Below are 17939 nucleotides of genomic sequence, written 5' to 3'. Positions count from 1 at the left end.
CCGTCGGACATCCGGCGGGCGGGCGCTGTGTGCCGAGGCCGAGCGGCGTACGGACGAGGCGGCAGCGGCCCCGTGGCGGGTGCTCGGCGAGGAGGAGCGGGAGCGGCTCGTCGAACTGCTGGGGCCGTTCCGGATGGCAGCGATCGGATCCGGACTGCTGCCGTCCGAAATGACCCTGGGCATCGGCAAGGTGTGAGGGGGAGGGCGGCCGGACGGTGTGATTCCGGCCGCATCCGGCCGTTCGCGTGCCCATGAATGCCCGTCAGCGGGGAAGACATCCGTACGATTCCCGGGTTCGGCTTTCTCCCCGTCAGGACGGCTTCGAGTGATACCTCCGCGCACGTACCGAGTGATGCTGCCCGCCATCGGCGCGGCGGCGGTGCTGGCCCTGGCCGGCTGCGACCCCGAGCAGACGTCCTCCGGGGCCGGGCAGCAGGGCGGTGGACAGGCTGCCGTCACCGGGTTCGGGGCGAGTCCGCTGAACAACGCCGACGGTACGAAGCCAGGGCTCGCACCGCTCACCTCCGAGGCGGACCGGGCAGCCGGCCGGAAGATCATCGAGAAGGTCGCGACGAAGGGGCGGGGTCCGAAGACCGGGTACGCGCGCGACAAGTTCGGCTACGCGTGGAAGGACTCGGTCGACGGGATACCGCTTGCCCGGAACGGCTGCGACACCCGCAACGACCTCCTCGCCAGGGACGGCAAGGACGTGAAGTTCCGCTCCGGATCGAACTGCGTGGTCGTGTCGATGACCCTCAAGGATCCCTACACCGGCTCGACCATCGACTGGCGCAAGCAGCAGGCCACCAAGGTCCAGATCGACCACGTCATGCCGCTCTCGTACGACTGGCAGATGGGCGCCGCCCGCTGGAACGAGACCAAGCGGCAGCAGATCGCCAATGACCCGCTCAATCTCCTCCCGGTGGACGGCCCGGCCAACAACGCCAAGCGCGACTCGGGACCGGCGTCCTGGCTGCCGCCGTACAAGCCGGTCCGCTGCTCGTACGCGGTGCGGTTCGCGCAGGTGTCGCTGAAGTACGAACTGCCGGTCACCGCCGCCGACAAGCAGGCCATGCTGGAGCAGTGCGGGGGATGAACTCCGCAGCGCGTGGGTGCCCGGGGCGTGAGCCCCGGTGCGCGGCATCGGCTGTGAACGCGCCGACGGAACCCACCCGGGTGGGGGCGGGTTCCGTGGTGTCGGGCTGGTCAAGGGTTCCGTGGTGTCCGGCTGGTCAAGAAGGTGAGATCTGTGGCTTCTTCACCGAGAACGGCTTGTTGAACCCGGAGAACTCGACGGTGAGGGGGCGGCCGTTGCCGCCGGCGTCGTTCGTCAGACGCGCTCTCAACAGGTAGGGCCTGCCCTCGGAGGCGATGGTTGCCGTCCATGTCCCCTCGTCCGTCCTGCCGTTGACGGTCAGGGCGGGGATGTCGGAGGTGGAGCCGGAGCCGGGCGTCGTCGTCTTCCCCTTGCGGGCCGTCCCGCTCTTGCGTGCGAGGAGACCGAGGAACGCCTCCCGGTCGCAGTAGCGCTCGGCCGGCTCTGCGTACGGGTCGCCGGTGGGGGCCTTCACCCAGCGGCCGGTGAGCTTCTCGATGTCGGCGGCGGTGTTCTTGCGCGGGCCGTCCTGGGCGGCGGCCTCCCTCAGCATCGCGGCGTCGGACCGGGTGTAGACCGTGCCTTCCGTCCGCACCAGCTCCAGGGTGCCTGCCGCGCCCATGGAGAGTGTGACCGTGCACGCGCCCCTGACATCCGTGGCGACGAACGCACTGACCGGGCCCTCGGCGGAGGTCGTCTCCACCGCCATGCGCAGCGACTTGGCGCCCCGGGTCGCCGCGAGGGCCTTGTTGACGACCTCGGGGCCGGTCAGCCGTGCATAGGGGGCGGCGGTCCGCTCGTCGTCGAAGAGCGTGCCGCAGGCCGCCGTGAGGGCGAGGACTGTCACGGTGCAGAGAGCGGCTGCCGTGGTGCGGGCGAGTGGGCGCATGATGGTCGGCTCCGGTCGGGAGAGAAGGTCAGAGCTTCAGGTCCCACTGGGTGGCGTCGTACGTAAACCCGGGGTTGACCTCGACCGTCAGGTCCTTGGCGTCCGCGGGGGCGTCGAAGGCGAACTGGACCGTGATCTTCTTGCCCGGCAGGATCGTTCCGCTGAAGCCCTCGCCGACCTTGCCGTCGAAGATCTGCTCGGCGTCCGCGCCCTCCTGACCGTCGCGGGCCGTGACGTTGACGAGCGCGGAGTCGAACTTCTCCTTGCCCGCGTTCTCGATGACGACGGCGACCCGGTAGGCCTTGTTGCCCTTGGTGTGCCCGGCGGCGTACGCGTCCGGGGTGTACGAGGTGGCGTCGCCGACCGTGACCGTCAGATCGTCGTCGTACACGGCCGAGTCGCCGGCCTCCAGCGCCTTTCCGGTGTCCTTCTTCTTGTCGGCGCCGCCCTTCTTGTCGGATCCGCCGTCCTTGGCGGAACCGTCGCCGCCGGGCTTCGGCTTCGCGGAGGCTGTGGTGTCCGACACCGCCTTGTTCAGGTCGTTCACCGCGTCGTCCACCGCCTTGAAGGTGATCACCGCGCCCACCACCGAGAGGATCAGCGAGATCAGGCCGAGGACGGCGCCGAAGGTGGCCATGCCCTTGTTGGTGGCCTCACCGCGCTTGGCCCGGCCCCGGCCCACCAGACCCAGGATCAGGGCGATGACGCCGAGAATGCCCGCCAGCCAGAAGAAGAACGGGATCAGCCCCGACACGGCGCCGATGACACCCAGGACGAGGGCGGAGATGCCCAGTCCGTTACGGGCCGGGCGTGCGCCCGGCATCTGGGCCGGAGCGTACGGCTGCTGGGGCTGCGGGGACTGCGGCGGCTGCGTGAACTGGGACATGGCTGTGCCCTCCGGCGGATGCAGAGATGAGTGGTGAGCGGTTTCGCGCATCGCTCCTGTAGCGATGGGCCAATAACAACAGAGCTTGTGAACCGAGTCAACATGGTTCACGCTTGAGGGGTTGATACACGCTGTGAATCGGCGGCGCGTAACCGGGATCGGTATGCTCGCCAACACCGCACGAAGGTCACTGCCAGGCCAGCCAGTGCCAGGCCAGCCGCTGCCGGGACAGTCAGTGCCGGGACCAGCCAGTGCCGGGACCAGTCGGTACCAGGACCAGCCAGTGCCAGGACCAGGGAGACAGTCAGTGCCGGAGAACTCGACCTCGACAGAGGTGACCGCGGCCGGGATCGCCCGGCTCGCGGGCGTGGGGCGGGCCGCCGTCAGTAACTGGCGCCGCCGCCATGCCGACTTCCCCAAGCCCGTCGGTGGCACCGAGACGAGCCCGTCCTTCGCCTTGCCCGAGGTCGAGCAGTGGCTGCGTGACCAGGGGAAACTCGCCGAGGTCCCGCTCCGTGAACGGGTCTGGCAGCAGCTCGCCGGACACCCGGCCGGCGCGGTCCCCGCCCTGGTCCACACCGGTTGCGCCCTGCTGCTCCGGCGCAACAGCCCCACCGCCTGGCGGGAGATCGCCGCTGTGTCGGACGAGGCGATGGCCGGTGTGCTGTCCCTCACTCTCAAGGACATGCTCGCCGACCGCTTCGGGCCCGCCACGGTAGCCGGACGGGCTGTTCACACTCCCGGCCGCGCCGAACTGCTTCCGTCCGTTCCGCTGCTCCGGGGCGCCGCGGAGATGGCCGCGGAGACCGGGGCCCGGGAGACCTTCGAGTTCCTGCTCGGCCGCCAACTGGACGCCAACCCACGCCAGTACACACTCACACCGCCCGGACTCGCCGAACTCATGGCCGCCCTGGTGGAGACCGGGAAACAGCCCGCCCGTACTGTCTTCGACCCCGCCGCGGGCACCGGCGCCCTGCTGCGCGCCGTCGACCGCCCGACCGCCCTGTACGCGCAGGAGGCCGACCCCGACCTCGCCGCGCTCACCGCACTGCGGCTCGCCCTGCACACCGACCCCGACAACAACTGCACCCTCGCGGCGCGGGCCGGCGACACCCTGCGCGCCGACGCCTTCCCACAGCTCGCCGCCGACGCCGTGCTCTGCCACCCGCCGTTCAACGAACGCAACTGGGGCCACGACGAGCTCGCGTACGACCCGCGCTGGGAGTACGGGTTCCCGGCCCGTACGGAGTCCGAACTCGCCTGGGTCCAGCACGCCCTGGCCCATCTGCGCGAGGGCGGCACCGCCGTACTCCTGATGCCCCCGGCCGCAGCATCGCGCCGCTCCGGTCGCCGGATCCGCGCGGATCTGCTGCGCCGCGGCGCCCTGCGCGCCGTCATCGCACTCCCGGCCGGCGCCGCACCCCCGTACGGCATCCCGCTCCACCTCTGGGTGCTGCGCAAGCCGGGCAGCGGCCCGCACCCCTCGCCCGAACTGCTGCTCGTCGACACCGCCGAGCCCGCCGAATCCCCCTCGGCGGGGCCGACGGCCGCCACTCCGTCAGGTGGGCGCGACCGGCTCGACTGGCAGGCGGTGCGCAGCGCCGTGCTCGAAGCCTGGCGATGGTTCGAGGGCGAACGCGAGAACGCGGCCAAGGGCGTGGGCGCGAGCGCCGTCCCCGTCATCGAACTCCTCGACGACGACGTGGACCTGGCCCCCGCCCGCCATCTGCCGTCCCCGGCCGCCGCGGGCGGGCCGGCCAAGCTGATCCGCGTACGGGAACGGCTCACCGAGACGCTCGGACTCACCGGCTCCCTCACTCCGCCGGCCGTGACCCCCGCCGAGCCGGCCCGTTGGCCGCTCACCACCGTCGGCGAACTCGCCCGCGCCGGAGCACTCCAGCTCCGTACCGGCGGCTCCGGCACCGGCCCGGTCCCCGTCCTCACGGAACACGACGTCCTCGGCTCCGCCGCCCCTTCGGGAAGCCTCCCCGCCGACGGGCCCTCCGAGGAGCCCGTCCTCGTCGAACCGGGCGATGTCGTCGTCCCCGTGCTCGGCGGCGGCTCCGTCACCCGCGTCATCGACGAGTCCACCGCGGGCGCCGCACTGGGCCGCAACCTCCAGCTGCTGCGCCCCGATCCGGCCGCCCTCGACCCCTGGTTCCTCGCGGGCTTCCTGCGCGGCACCGCCAACAACCGCCAGGCCAGCAGCTACGCCTCCACCGCCACCCGGCTGGACGCCCGCCGCCTCCAACTGCCCCGGCTACCGCTCGCGGAACAGCGGAAGTACGGAGAACGGTTCCGCGCCCTCTCCGAGTTCGAGGGCGCGCTCCGGCTGGCCGGGCGGCTCGGCGGGCAGCTGGTCCAGGGGATGTACGACGGGTTGACGGACGGCACGGTCCCGCCGAAGTGACGTCAACCACAACGGTTGCGCACAACTCGGGACCAGTTGTCGGTGTCGGTGTATACGCTCACTGCACACGTCCGACATACGCCTTCCAGGAGCAGCAGATGCACGGCTACGGCTATCCGCCGGAGCAGCAACCGAAGCGTCGTCCGTCCTCGGCGGTGCTGACGGCGTTGCGCGTGGTTTTCGTGGCACTGACCGTGCTGAGCTGCGGTCTCCTGGGCTGGGCCGCGATGCTGCGGCTCGCGATTGTCACCCGCAAGGGGCGGGACTGGGCCCTGCTCGCGCTCGTGTTCGCGCTCAACACAGGGCTTTTCGCGTTCATGATCGTCATGCCGGAGGACCCCGAGAAGACGAGCGACGCGGAGGCGTTCATCGGGGTCTCCTGGATATTCGGAGTCATGGCCGGCGTGGTCGCCTACTACCTGTACGCGGAGATACGCCACTACGGCCCCGACGGACCGTACGGCACCCTCCGTCCGCCTGTGCCCGGGCCTCATCCCCAGGCGCAAGGACAGTACGGCGGATACGTCCCGCAGCAGTCCCCACCGCTGACCCAGTTCCCACCGCTGACCCAGTCCCCACCGCCGACCCAGGCCCCGCCCCTGACCCCGGCCCCGCCCTCCGCCACCCCCGGTTACGGCTATCCGCCCGCCGCGCCCCAGCGCATCGACCAGGTCCGTGCCGAGCTCGACGAGCTGAGCGACTACCTCCGTAAGGAGGAGAACCGGTGAGCGGACGCGTCATCGGCGGGCGGTACCAGCTGGCGACCGTCCTCGGTCAGGGCGGCATGGGGCAGGTCTGGACGGCGTACGACCAGCGCCTGGACCGCCGGGTCGCGGTGAAGCTGCTCCGCCCCGACCGGGTCACCGGCCCCGTCGGCAGCGAGGCGGCGGACGAGCTGCGCCGCCGCTTCGTCCGTGAGTGCCGGGTCACTGCCCAGGTCGGCCACCCGGGCCTGGTCACGGTCCACGACGCGGGGAGCGATGGCGACGACCTGTTCCTCGTCATGCAGTACGTCGAGGGTGCCGACCTCGCCGACCACCTGGCCGAGCACGACCCGTACCCCTGGCAGTGGTCCGTCGCGGTCGCCGCCCAGCTCTGCGCCGTCCTCTGCGCCGTGCACGCGGTGCCGATCGTCCACCGCGACCTCAAGCCCCGCAATGTGATGGTGCGTCCGGACGGCACCGTCACCGTCCTCGACCTGGGCGTCGCCTCCGTCCTGGACACCGACACCACCCGCCTCACCCACACCGGTTCGCCGATCGGCTCCCCGGCCTACATGGCGCCCGAGCAGGCGATGGGCGGTGCCGTCGGCCCGTACACCGATCTGTACGCACTCGGTGTGCTCCTGCACGAACTCCTCAGCGGCGACGTGCCGTTCGCGGGATCGACCGCCCTCGGCGTGCTGCACCGCCACCTGTACGAGCCGCCGCTCCCGGTCCGGCGGATCCGGCCCGACATCCCCGAGCCGCTCGAAACGCTGGTGCTGCGGCTGCTGGCCAAGGACCCGCAGCACCGTCCGGCCGACGCCCAGGAGGTGTACGAACACCTCGCCCCGCTGCTCCCCTCCCGGGGCGACGGGCTGCCCACCGGGCCGCTCGACCCGACCCGCCCCTTCCTGCGCCCGCACGCCCCCTGGCCCGACCGCGCCACCACACCGCCCCCGCCCCCGGCCCCACCCGCACCGACGGCCGCCCGGCCCGATGTCGCAGCCGCCGTCGACGATGTCAAGAAGCTGCTCGGCGAGGGGCGCATCACCCAGGCCGTGGACATCCTCGGCTCGATCCTCCCGGTCGCGTCCGAACAGCACGGCGAGGACTCCGCCGTGGTCCGCATCCTGCGCAAGCAGTACGCGGCGACGCTGATGGACGACGGCCAGTACCGCCGCGCCCTGCCCGAACTGCGCCGCCTCGCCGACGACCGCGCCGCGGAGGCCGGCCCGGCCGACGCCCAGACGCTCCAGTTCCGCTACGACGCGGCCCAGTGCCTGGAACAGCTCGGCGAACCTGCCGCCGCCCTCGCGGAATACCGCGCCGTTCTCCCGTACTACGAGAACCACCACGCCATGGGCAACGATCCGGCCCGCTCCTTCGAGATCCGCAACCGCATCGGGCACCTGCTGCTCGCGGTCGGTGACCACATTGCGGCGCGTGTGCAGTTGCAGGGGCTCCTGTACGACACGGAGCGGGTCTACGGACCGCACCACCCACTGCCGGTGGAGCTGCGCCGTCGACTCGACCGCCAGGTGGAGGTACACGGCGGCTGACCCGGCGGCCGACCGGCGCGACGGTCCGAATCGCCGGCCATTGCACGGGGCTTTCATCAGGTCGCGGAGTTTGCGGACCAGTGCGTGAATGTCACGTTCGACGGGCGGGCCGGCGGAGGGGGAGATTCTCAGCCGGTCCGGGGTGCTGAGTCGGATGAGGGGTGGCGGCACGACGGCGCGTCTTCGTGTGGCAAGGTAACCCGGCACGCGTGCTGAGCTGTACCCAGCCTCAAGAACCTTGCATCCCTGGTGTGGTTGTCGCTCTTCGCGTGGTTCTCTGCGCCCGCTCGCCGCACCGTACTTTTTCGATCCATCCGGAGTGGTGTGTTTTGAACGCGAGACGACGTCGGGCGCTGCTGGCTGCCGTTGCGGAGATGCTGGAGCCCGGTGAGCAGGTCGAGGTGACCGCGCTGGTGAATCTGAGCGAGGTCTCGTTCAAGAAGAACATGGTGATGGGGATTGCTTCGGCGGTCCTGAGCGGTGGTGCCATGACTATGGCTGCGGCTCCGCAGCCGATGTACCTGGCGGTGACCGGGAAGCAGTTGTTCATATTCCAGGCGAACCAGTCCTTTCTCTTTGTGAAGCCGGAGCGGCACGTGGCCACGTTCCAGATCAAGGACGTGAAGCGGACCGAGGTCAAGCGGGGGCTGGTGAAGCATTCGTTCATCCTGGTCGACGAGTCGCTGGGGGGTGCTCTGCGCCTCTTCTTCCCATTGATCAGCCGCAAGGAGCTTGACGCGGTGGCACAGCGGATCGCCGTAGCGGCGGCGTAGGAACCGGCAGGGCCGGGGCCCGACGCAGGCGGTGAAGGCGACCGACGGGCCCCGGCGCAGGCGGTGAAGGCAATGAGCACGCCAAGTTTCCGCAACGGCTGGACAGAACGCCCCATTTGTCGGCGAGCCGTTGATCGCGGTGTGAGACCGTGATCTGCCGCCGGGGCGGCTGACGACCCGCCTGCCCCGTCGGCCTCACACTTCTTTCGAGCACTGTCGAGGTCTCTGTGCCTTCTCACCGCATATCCAAGAAGAGCCGTCGTATCTCCCTGGCCGTGGCCGGCGTGGCCGTTCTCGCCGGGGGTGCGTTCCTCGCCCAGGCCGCCACCGCCACCACGGTCTCCAGGCCCGCGCCGAAGATCTACACCGGGGCTGTCTTCGACACCTGCACCGCGCCGTCGCTGACCACCATGAAGGGCTGGTACAGCTCCTCCGTCTACCACGGTGCCGCCGTGTACGTCGGCGGGAAGAACCGCGGCTGCGCGCAGCCCAACCTCACCGCCTCCTGGGTGAAGTCCGTCAGCGCCGTCGGCTGGAAGCTGGTCCCGCTGTACGTCGGCGCGCAGCCGCCGTGCCAGACCAGCGCCAACCCGGAGAAGATGACCGCCGCCAACGCCACCTCACTGGCCGTCACCGACGCCAACGACGCCGTGGCGAAGGAAGCGGCGCTCGGCATGAAGCCGGGCAGTCCGGTCTACCTCGACATGGAGTACTTCGACCCGAAGAACACCTCCTGTGTGAACACGGTGCTCGCCTACATCCGGTCGTTCGACAAGACGGTCAAGGCCAAGGGCTACTGGTCCGGCTTCTACGGCTTCAGCAACTCCAGCGCCGCCGTCGTGGCCAACGCCACGAACCGCACGGACCTGCCGGAGATCCTCTGGTACGCCCGTTACGACGACGTGTACTCCACCACGAAGGGCTTCCCGTACGCGTCGACGCTGTACACAGGGCACCGCCGCGGCCACCAGTTCGCCGTCAACAAGAAGGTGACGCACACCGGCGGCACGCTCACGATCGACCGGAACGCCTGGGACGCGCCCGTCGCGATAGTGGGCTAGTTCCCGGAGGCCGGGTCCCGTTGCCGACGACGCGGGGGGCGGCGAGCACGGCCTTCCTGAACGCCGCGGAGCCCCGCGCGGGCTTCCACAACCCCAACTCCTTCCGAATCGTTGGTCGAACCAGTGGCCTCAACCACATCCACTGCCTAACATCGATCACCGCAAGGTCTTGTGCACTGATGCACAAACTCTCCCCGGGAGGTTTCCTTTGCACCGCCGCCGTCGCACCGTGCTCACCGTCTCCGCCGCCCTGCTGGCCGGAGCCCCACTCCTGACCGCCTGCGGCAGCCAGGCCCACCCGGGCGCCGCGGCCCTCGTCGGCGGGGACCGGATCGAGGTGTCCACGCTGCAGGGCCAGGTGGCGGCGGTGCGGGAGGCCCAGCGCGACTCGAAGGACGCCTCGCAGCTCATCGACAAGTCCGGGCAGCTCAGCCGGGCCAAGCTGCACGGCATGATCTTCGACCGGGTCCTGGACCGGGCCGCGCGGGACGCGGGCGTGACCGTCAGCCGCAACGAGATCCAGCAGATGCGGAAGGCGGCGGCCGCCCAGTCCGGGGGAGAGGCACAGCTGCGGACGGCGATGCTCCAGCAGAGCTGGGTCGCCCCCGACCAGATCGACGCCGTCCTGCGCGAGCAGGTCCAGCTGACGAAGCTGGCCCAGGCGCTCGGCGCCGACCTGCAGCAGCCCGAGGGACAGAAGGCCGTCGGCGACGCGCTCAGCAAGGCGTCGAAAGAACTGAAGGTCGACGTCAATCCGCGCTACGGCGCCTGGGACGACAAGCAGACCCAGCTCGCCAACTACAAGGCCCCCTGGATCAAGCAGGTCACCAAGCCCGCCGGAGCGGACGCCGAGTCCGGCATCTAGGAGACGGGGAAACGGCGACCGGACCGACCGGAGTAGATTCGAACGGTGAACGCTGAAGATCCCGGCCGTATCGTCCTGCTCACCGCCAGTCACCGCGTAGCGCCCGGGCTCCTGTCCTGGCCCGCCTGGCAGGCGCTGCACGCCGCCGACCGGGTGCTCTGCGCCGAGCAGGACAATCCGCAGCTGCCGTATCTGCGCGAGGCGGGCGTCGCCGTCGAGCAGTCCGCGCCCACCGCGCAGGAGCTCGTCGACGCCTGCGCGGGCGGCCGGAGCGTCGTCGTCCTCACGGGCGGCGAAGGCAACCAGCCGCTGACCGACGGGCTCGCCCGGCTGGCCGGTTCGGGACGGGTGCAGATGCCGGACCTGGAGCTGCTGCCCGGTTCGTACGATCTGCCGGGCGCCAGGCTCCTCGATCTGGTCCAGGTCATGGACCGGATCCGGCTCGAATGCCCCTGGACCTCGCAGAAGACCCACAAAGGGCTCGCCAAGTACGCCATCGAGGAGGCGTACGAACTCGTCGAGGCGATCGAGGACGGCGACCGCGACGAACTGCGCGAGGAGCTCGGGGACGTACTGCTCCAGGTCGTCTTCCACGCGCGGATCGCGGAGGACGGCCGCCCTGAGGATGGAGAGGAACCCTTCTCCGTCGACGACGTGGCCGCGACCCTCGTCGAGAAGCTGATCCACCGCCACCCGCACGTCTTCGGCGACGAGACCGCCGAGACCCCGGAGGACGTCCACGCGCACTGGCTGCGGACCAAGGCCGTCGAGAAGCAGCGCGACTCGGTCACCGACGGCGTGCCGCTCGGCCAGCCCGGGCTCGCCCTGGCGGCGAAACTGGCCGGCCGGGTCCGTACCGCGGAGCTCGACGTGGCGCTCCCCACGGGCGACGGCATCGGTTACGAGCTCCTCGCCCTCGCCGTACGCGCCGAACGCGACGGCATCGACCCCGAGGCCGCACTGCGGGCCGCGGGCCGCGCCTACCGGGACGCCATCCGGGCGGCGGAGGGCAACGGATAACGTCGGGGGGTGAACCAGAGCCCCGCCGCCCGCCCCACCGGTCAGCCCGCGGACGGCCGCGACGACCGTCCGGCCGATCAGCCGGCGGCCGACCCCGCCGCCTGTCCCGCCGATCAGCCGGCGGCCGATCCCGCCGCCTGCCCCGCCGGTCGGTCCGCCGCCCGTCCCGCCGACGCACCCGAACTCTTCACGTGGGAGTTCGCCACCGACCCGTACCCGGCTTACGCCTGGCTGCGCGAGCACAGCCCCGTGCACCGCACCGCACTGCCCAGCGGCGTCGAGGCCTGGCTCGTGACCCGGTACGCGGATGCCCGTCAGGCCCTCGCCGACGCCCGGCTCTCCAAGAACCCGGCGCATCACGCCGAGCCGGCGCACGCCAAGGGGAAGACGGGCATCCCGGGCGAGCGCAAGGCGGAGCTGATGACGCACCTGCTGAACATCGACCCGCCCGACCACACCCGGCTGCGCCGCCTCGTCTCCAAGGCGTTCACCCCGCGCCGGGTCGCCGAGTTCGCCCCGCGGGTGCAGGAACTGACGGACCGCCTCATCGACCGTTTCATCGCGGAGGGGAAGGCGGACCTCATCCACGACTTCGCGTTCCCGCTCCCCATCTACGCGATCTGCGACCTGCTCGGCGTCCCGCCCGAGGACCAGGACGACTTCCGGGACTGGGCGGGCATGATGATCCGGCACGGCGGCGGCCCGCGCGGCGGGGTGGCCAGGTCGGTGAAGAAGATGCGCGGCTATCTCGCCGAACTGATCCACCGTAAAAGGGAGAACCCGGGGGACGATCTGATCTCGGGGCTGATCCGGGCCAGCGACCACGGCGAGCATCTCACCGAGAACGAGGCCGCGGCCATGGCCTTCATCCTCCTGTTCGCCGGATTCGAGACAACCGTCAATCTCGTCGGCAACGGCGTGTACGCCCTGCTGCGCAACCCCGCACAGCGCGAGCGGCTGCAACTCTCCCTCGACGCGGGCGAGAGCCGGCTGCTGGAGACCGGGATCGAGGAACTGCTGCGGTACGACGGTCCGGTGGAGCTGGCGACCTGGCGGTTCGCCACCGAGCCGCTGACGCTCGGCGGACAGGAGATCGCGGCAGGCGACCCCGTACTCGTCGTCCTCGCCGCCGCCGACCGCGACCCGGAACGCTTCGAGGACCCCGACACGCTCGACCTCGCGCGGAGTGACAATCAGCACCTCGGATACGGGCACGGCATCCACTACTGCCTGGGAGCACCGCTCGCCCGGCTGGAGGGACAGACCGCCCTCGCCACGCTCCTGAGACGCCTTCCCGACCTGCGACTTGCGGTGGAACCTGCCGATTTGAGGTGGCGTGGCGGGCTCATCATGCGTGGACTGCGCACACTGCCCGTGGAGTTCACACCGGGGTCCGCGCCGACACGAAGTGATGTCCCGTCAACTCCGTGACTTTCACGTGATCTGCGCTGCATCGACTTGTGACGCGCGTTCGAGTCCCGCTAGGTTCACCGTTCGACTCACCAGTCACTCGTCAGTCACACGGAAGGCATCCCCATGGGCTCCGCGAACGGCAGACACCGTCGCCCTCGTCAGGCACCCGCCATCGTCGTCGCCGCGGGCGTGACCGGATCGGCCATCGCCATCCCGCTGCTCGGTGCGGCCGGCGCGCACGCGGCCGACGCCACGACCTGGGACCGGGTGGCCGAGTGCGAGAGCGGCGGCATGTGGAGCGCCGACCTCGGCAACGGCTTCTACGGCGGCCTGCAGTTCTCGCAGGAGACCTGGAAGGCGTACGGCGGCGCTTCGTACGCCGAGCGCGCCGACCTCGCCAGCCGCGCGCAGCAGATAGCCGTGGCCGAGAAGGTCCTGGAGGACCGTGGCCCGCGGGCCTGGCCCAGCTGTGCGGTCATCTCCGGCCTCGCGGAGGACGGGACGCTGCCGGGCGTCGATCCGGGGATCGCGCCCGCCCCCGAGCCGGCACAGAGCACGGAGCCGGCTGACGGCACGTCGGCGACCCCGTCCGGCGGCGCCACTCCGTCGAACGGCAAGGGCGCCACGAACGGCAAGGGCGCCACGCACGGCAAGGGCGGCTCGAAGGGCTCGGGCGGTGCCGACGGGTCGACGGGCAAGGCCGAGTCCTCCACGCGGCCCTCGGCCACCGAGTCGGCCGCCCCGTCCTCCGACGCGCCCGGAGTGCCCGATGCGCGTGATTCATCCGATTCCCTCGGCCGTACGGGTGGCAAGCACCGTGGCGCACCGGCCTCCGAGGCGAGCCGGGGCGCGGACGGCGGGCTGGGCCGCGAGTCGGGCCGCCACGCCTCACGTGGCGACAGCGACGCACGCGACGCGGGCGCCTCGGCCGCCGACGGCACGTACACCGTCCGCCCCGGCGACAATCTCTGGGCGATTGCTGACGCACAGAAGGTTCCTGGTGGCTGGCCCGCGCTCTACGAGGCCAACAAGAGTGCCGTCGGCTCTGACCCGGACCTCATTCTCCCTGGCCAGAGTCTCGATCTCGGCGTGAAGGCCGAATGAGGGCGGTCTGAAAATCGACTAAAAGAGACCCAAAAATCGGGGCAGTTCAGAGGCCTATGTCCGCTTATGCGTAAGTGAGACATGGGTCTCTTTGCGTCAACTGGCGTGTCGCGCCCGGGGGCTCCGGCCGTATCGCCTCCCACCTGCGAAAACGATGGTTCCTCACATGCAAGTAAGGGCTGATTGTCCGATGTGTCCATCTTTGAAAGTGGGGGTTGCCTATGTTTACGGTCGGAACCGCTCGCACCGCGGGCCCCGTCGACCGTCACGCCGAATCCTGCCGTCGGTCGAAGGGAAGAGACGCGTAAAGCGCCGTAGGCAGGAGCGGGGGACCCAGGTAAGCGCCGGGCCCGATCGTCGAAAGACGCATCAGGACCGGCTTGGGGTGAAGTCGCGCGCTAGGACGTGCGGCCGGGCAACTCACTTGGCCCGAACCCGACAGCTCACCTCGTAGGCGTCGGTGAGGAGAAGTTCCATGCTGTTTTCCAGCAAGGGCAAGCACCGCCGCCCGTCCAAGGCCGTCCGTGTCGCCACGCTCGCCGGTGTCGCCGGTGCCGCCGTCGCCGTTCCGCTGATGGGTGCGACCGGCGCCTCCGCCGCCTCCGTCGCCACCTGGGACGCCGTTGCCCGGTGCGAGTCGGGTGGCAACTGGTCCATCAACACCGGTAACGGCTACTACGGCGGTCTGCAGTTCTCGCAGTCCAGCTGGGCCGCCGCCGGCGGTACGCAGTACGCCCCCCGTGCCGACCTGGCCACCAAGGCCCAGCAGATCGCCACCGCCGAGAAGCTCCTCGCCGTGCAGGGTCCGGGCGCCTGGGGCTGCGCCGGTGCCGGCAACCTGCGCAACGACGGGGTGAACCCGGGCGTCGACACCGGCTCCTCCTCGAACTCCGGCGCCACCAAGCAGCAGAGCGCCCCGGCCGCGCCGAAGCAGCAGTCGCAGCCGAAGAAGGCCGAGCGCACCGAGGCCCCCGCCGCCAACCGCTCGGACCGCTCCGCCGCCCCGCAGGCCGAGTCGAAGGAGACCGTCACCACCCCGACCGGCCAGAAGGTCAAGAAGGGTGACGGCGAGTACAAGGTTGTCTCCGGCGACTCCCTGAGCAAGATCGCCGCCGACCACAAGGTCAAGGGCGGCTGGCAGCGGCTGTTCGAGATGAACAAGGACATCGTCAAGGACGCGGACCTGATCTACCCGGGTCAGCAGCTGCACCTGACCAAGTAGTCCAGGGCCTCTCCTCCCCGAGCACCCCGGCCCGGCGCGCATCCCCCCGTATGCGCCGGGCCGGGGTTTCCTGTGTCGCGTGCCACCCCGCGTGCCACCCCGCGTGTCACCCCTACGCACCACCCCCGCGTGACGCTTCCGCTCTGTGTGATCGTTCAACTGTTGTAGTTACTGACCAGTAAAATTCTGACGGTTTGTCCGACGATGAGCGTCCTTGGGTCCTTTTTCGTCCCAGGGGTCGGGCGGTCGTCCGGCTGAGCGGGCCGGGCCGGTTAGGCTCTTGTCGCAAGGCCAAAGTGACCCTGCACAACCAGTGTCATATCCCAGAAGGAGATGCCTCGTGCCGTCCATCGACGTCGTCGTAGCCCGGGAAATCCTCGACTCCCGGGGGAACCCCACGGTCGAGGTCGAAGTTGGCCTCGACGACGGCAGCACGGGCCGTGCTGCCGTGCCGTCCGGCGCCTCCACCGGCGCGTTCGAGGCCATTGAGCTTCGCGACGGTGACCCCAACCGCTACCACGGCAAGGGCGTGGAGAAGGCCGTCCTCGCCGTGATCGAGCAGATCGGCCCGGAGCTCGTCGGTTACGACGCGACCGAGCAGCGGCTGATCGACCAGGCGATGTTCGACCTGGACGCCACCGAGAACAAGGGCTCGCTCGGCGCCAACGCCATCCTCGGCGTCTCGCTGGCCGTTGCCCACGCCGCCTCCGAGGCCTCGGACCTGCCGCTCTTCCGCTACCTCGGCGGCCCGAACGCGCACCTGCTGCCCGTTCCGATGATGAACATCCTCAACGGTGGGTCGCACGCCGACTCCAACGTGGACATCCAGGAGTTCATGATCGCTCCGATCGGCGCGGAGTCCTTCTCCGAGGCGCTGCGCTGGGGTGCCGAGGTCTACCACACGCTGAAGAAGGTCCTGAAGACCAAGGGACTTTCGACCGGTCTCGGCGACGAGGGCGGCTTCGCGCCGAACCTGGAGTCGAACCGCGCCGCCCTCGACCTCATCGTCGAGGCCATCAAGGAAGCCGGCTACGTCCCGGGCAAGGACATCGCGCTCGCGCTCGACGTCGCCGCGTCCGAGTTCTACAAGGACGGTTCGTACGAGTTCGAGGGCAAGTCCCGCTCGGCCGCCGAGATGACGGAGTACTACGAGGAGCTCGTCTCCGCGTACCCGCTGGTCTCCATCGAGGACCCGCTGTACGAGGACGACTGGGCCGGCTGGAAGGTCATCACCGACAGGCTCGGCGCCAAGGTGCAGATCGTCGGCGACGACCTCTTCGTCACCAACCCGGAGCGCCTGGCCCGCGGCATCGAGGAGGGTTCCGCCAACGCCCTGCTCGTCAAGGTCAACCAGATCGGTTCGCTGACCGAGACCCTGGACGCCGTCGAGCTCGCCCAGCGCAACGGCTTCAAGTGCATGATGTCCCACCGCTCCGGTGAGACCGAGGACGTCACCATCGCGGACCTCGCCGTCGCGGTGAACTGCGGCCAGATCAAGACCGGCGCCCCGGCCCGCTCGGACCGCGTCGCCAAGTACAACCAGCTGCTGCGCATCGAGGAGATCCTCGACGACGCCGCGGTGTACGCGGGCCGCTCGGCGTTCCCCCGGTTTCGCTCTGCGAACTAATAGGCACAGCGCTCTGCGAACTAATAGGCACAGCGCTCTGCGAACTAATAGGAATAGCGCTCTGCGAACTGACAAGCACTGCAAGGGCTGAGCACCGGCCCGAGGGCTGAGCACCGGCCCGTCGCGGGCCGAAGCACCCGGCTTCCGTCCGTCCCCGCACTCGGTCCCGTACCGTGTGCGGGGACGGACGTGCGTAATGGGGAGGCGGAGACATGGCCGCGAAGGACCGGGACCGGTTCTCCACCGCGACCCGGCTGCGGCTGCTCGGCGAGCAGACCGCCGCCCGTGTCTACCGGTCGCAGAACCGCCGCCAGGCCCGCCGCTCCCGGCTCACCGGCCGGGCGGCCTTCCTCGCCCTCGTCGTCTGCTCCCTGGTGGTGGCGCTCGCATACCCGATGCGGCAGTACGTCTCGCAGCGGGACGAGATCGCCGACCAGGAGCGACTGGCGCAGGAGGCCCGCGCCCGCACCGAGGAGCTGCGCGACGAGAAGGCGCGCCTCCAGGACGACGCGTACGTCAGGCAGCTGGCACGCAAGCACCTGCACTACCTTCTTCCCGGGGAGACCGGTTACACGGTGATCGACCCCGACGCGGTCAAGGAGCGCAACGGCGAGACGGACGATTCCGACCGGCCGTGGCACTCCAACCTCTGGGACGGCGTCGACAGCGCCGACCGCGACTGACTCTCTTCGTCCCTCCATCACCCCTCTGCAGAACCGCAGTTCGAGCAGCCCGACCAGAACCTAGGCAGGCATGGAAACCCCCCCTCCGCAGACCGAGTCCACCGCGCCCACCGAGGCGGACATCGCCGCGTTCCAGCAGCAGCTGGGCCGCCCGCCGCGCGGGCTGCGCGCGATCGCGCACCGCTGCCCGTGCGGCAACCCGGACGTGGTCGAGACGCAGCCCCGGCTGGAGGACGGTACGCCGTTCCCGACGACGTACTACCTGACCTGCCCGCGTGCCGCGTCCGCGATCGGCACGCTGGAGGCGAACGGGGTCATGAAGGAGATGACCGAGCGCCTCGGTACGGACCCCGAGCTGGCCGCCGCGTACCGGGCCGCGCACGAGGACTACATCGCCCGGCGCGACGCCATCGAGGTGCTGGAGGGCTTCCCGAGCGCGGGGGGCATGCCGGACCGGGTGAAGTGCCTGCACGTGCTGGTCGGGCACTCGCTGGCCGCGGGGCCCGGGGTGAACCCGCTGGGCGACGAGGCGATCGCGATGCTGCCGGAGTGGTGGCGCAAGGGGCCGTGCGTTTCGCCGTGCGGCGCGCCGGACGAGGGCTGACCCTTCCCCCGGGGGGGCTCTGC

Annotated in this window: 16 protein-coding genes, 1 pseudogene and 1 riboswitch; of the genes and pseudogenes, 15 read left to right on the top strand and 2 right to left on the bottom strand. The window is 70.3% G+C overall.

All coding sequences use genetic code 11. The annotated features are described in order from the left end of the window. Positions 1–7: 7 nt before the first annotated feature. Together OG306_RS14730 and OG306_RS14725 are read left to right on the top strand one after the other, a co-directional pair. Positions 8–196, top strand: a pseudogene (locus OG306_RS14730) (helix-turn-helix domain-containing protein); the annotation flags it as partial. A gap of 129 nt (positions 197–325) precedes the next feature. Continuing rightward, entirely contained in the window at positions 326–1096 is a 771-nt protein-coding gene (locus OG306_RS14725; RefSeq protein ID WP_266746631.1) for an HNH endonuclease family protein, read from the top strand. Between the two features lie 136 nt (positions 1097–1232). Here OG306_RS14725 and OG306_RS14720 read toward each other — a convergent pair whose 3' ends face one another. After that, positions 1233–1985, bottom strand: a complete 753-nt coding sequence (locus OG306_RS14720) for a hypothetical protein (protein ID WP_266906422.1) — start codon at positions 1983–1985, stop codon at positions 1233–1235. Between the two features lie 28 nt (positions 1986–2013). Beyond that, positions 2014–2871, bottom strand: coding sequence for a DUF4190 domain-containing protein (locus OG306_RS14715; RefSeq protein ID WP_266906424.1), 858 nt, complete (start codon positions 2869–2871; stop codon positions 2014–2016). 307 nt (positions 2872–3178) lie between these two features. On the opposite strand from OG306_RS14715, the gene OG306_RS14710 reads away from it, so the two are divergent. The 13 genes from OG306_RS14710 (at position 3179) to OG306_RS14650 (ending at position 17916) form a co-directional block, all read left to right on the top strand. Beyond that, positions 3179–5281, top strand: a complete 2103-nt coding sequence (locus OG306_RS14710; protein ID WP_266746628.1) for an N-6 DNA methylase — start codon at positions 3179–3181, stop codon at positions 5279–5281. Between the two features lie 98 nt (positions 5282–5379). Beyond that, positions 5380–6009: a hypothetical protein gene (locus OG306_RS14705; protein WP_371665365.1), complete on the top strand. Its 630-nt coding sequence runs from the start codon at positions 5380–5382 to the stop codon at positions 6007–6009. Continuing rightward, complete coding sequence (locus OG306_RS14700; protein WP_371665364.1) at positions 6006–7544, top strand: serine/threonine-protein kinase; 1539 nt, start codon at positions 6006–6008, stop codon at positions 7542–7544. The genes OG306_RS14705 and OG306_RS14700 overlap by 4 nt, the downstream gene beginning before the upstream one ends. Before the next feature lie 251 nt (positions 7545–7795). Further along, positions 7796–8317, top strand: a complete 522-nt coding sequence (locus OG306_RS14695; RefSeq protein WP_266746625.1) for a hypothetical protein — start codon at positions 7796–7798, stop codon at positions 8315–8317. A gap of 227 nt (positions 8318–8544) precedes the next feature. Continuing rightward, entirely contained in the window at positions 8545–9378 is an 834-nt protein-coding gene (locus OG306_RS14690; RefSeq protein WP_266746624.1) for a glycoside hydrolase domain-containing protein, read from the top strand. A 208-nt stretch (positions 9379–9586) separates the two neighbouring features. Further along, the gene (locus tag OG306_RS14685) at positions 9587–10243 is read left to right on the top strand and encodes a SurA N-terminal domain-containing protein (protein ID WP_266746623.1); all 657 of its coding nucleotides are present in this window, start codon (positions 9587–9589) and stop codon (positions 10241–10243) included. Positions 10244–10288: 45 nt separating this feature from the next. Beyond that, positions 10289–11263 carry a nucleoside triphosphate pyrophosphohydrolase gene (locus tag OG306_RS14680; protein WP_266746622.1) on the top strand — a complete coding sequence of 325 codons (975 nt, stop codon included), beginning with the start codon at positions 10289–10291 and terminating at the stop codon, positions 11261–11263. Positions 11264–11272: 9 nt separating this feature from the next. Then, positions 11273–12694 (top strand): cytochrome P450 family protein, encoded by a 1422-nt coding sequence (locus OG306_RS14675; RefSeq protein ID WP_266746621.1) that lies wholly within the window; start codon positions 11273–11275, stop codon positions 12692–12694. A 105-nt stretch (positions 12695–12799) separates the two neighbouring features. Continuing rightward, positions 12800–13780: a transglycosylase family protein gene (locus OG306_RS14670; protein WP_371665363.1), complete on the top strand. Its 981-nt coding sequence runs from the start codon at positions 12800–12802 to the stop codon at positions 13778–13780. Between the two features lie 300 nt (positions 13781–14080). Next, positions 14081–14252, top strand: a riboswitch (cyclic di-AMP (ydaO/yuaA leader). A gap of 3 nt (positions 14253–14255) precedes the next feature. Beyond that, entirely contained in the window at positions 14256–15002 is a 747-nt protein-coding gene (locus OG306_RS14665) for a transglycosylase family protein (RefSeq protein WP_266746619.1), read from the top strand. A 340-nt stretch (positions 15003–15342) separates the two neighbouring features. Next, positions 15343–16629 (top strand): phosphopyruvate hydratase, encoded by a 1287-nt coding sequence (eno, locus tag OG306_RS14660; RefSeq protein ID WP_266746618.1) that lies wholly within the window; start codon positions 15343–15345, stop codon positions 16627–16629. 212 nt (positions 16630–16841) lie between these two features. Continuing rightward, positions 16842–17312, top strand: a complete 471-nt coding sequence (locus tag OG306_RS14655) for an FtsB family cell division protein (protein WP_266746617.1) — start codon at positions 16842–16844, stop codon at positions 17310–17312. A gap of 70 nt (positions 17313–17382) precedes the next feature. Further along, positions 17383–17916 carry a DUF501 domain-containing protein gene (locus OG306_RS14650; protein ID WP_124722936.1) on the top strand — a complete coding sequence of 178 codons (534 nt, stop codon included), beginning with the start codon at positions 17383–17385 and terminating at the stop codon, positions 17914–17916. Positions 17917–17939 lie beyond the last annotated feature (23 nt).

The organism is Streptomyces sp. NBC_01241, assembly GCF_041435435.1.
Classification (GTDB): domain Bacteria; phylum Actinomycetota; class Actinomycetes; order Streptomycetales; family Streptomycetaceae; genus Streptomyces.
The sequence above is the reverse complement of the archived record's forward strand: the minus strand, read 5'-3'. Positions and strand labels throughout refer to the sequence as shown.

Coding starts and splice junctions, on each gene's coding strand:
- OG306_RS14655 (WP_266746617.1), top strand. CDS start 16,842: ATGGCCGCGAAGGACCGGGACCGGTTCTCCACCGCGACCCGGCTGCGG.
- OG306_RS14665 (WP_266746619.1), top strand. CDS start 14,256: ATGCTGTTTTCCAGCAAGGGCAAGCACCGCCGCCCGTCCAAGGCCGTC.
- OG306_RS14650 (WP_124722936.1), top strand. CDS start 17,383: ATGGAAACCCCCCCTCCGCAGACCGAGTCCACCGCGCCCACCGAGGCG.
- OG306_RS14705 (WP_371665365.1), top strand. CDS start 5,380: ATGCACGGCTACGGCTATCCGCCGGAGCAGCAACCGAAGCGTCGTCCG.
- OG306_RS14720 (WP_266906422.1), bottom strand. CDS start 1,985: ATGCGCCCACTCGCCCGCACCACGGCAGCCGCTCTCTGCACCGTGACA.
- OG306_RS14715 (WP_266906424.1), bottom strand. CDS start 2,871: ATGTCCCAGTTCACGCAGCCGCCGCAGTCCCCGCAGCCCCAGCAGCCG.
- OG306_RS14670 (WP_371665363.1), top strand. CDS start 12,800: ATGGGCTCCGCGAACGGCAGACACCGTCGCCCTCGTCAGGCACCCGCC.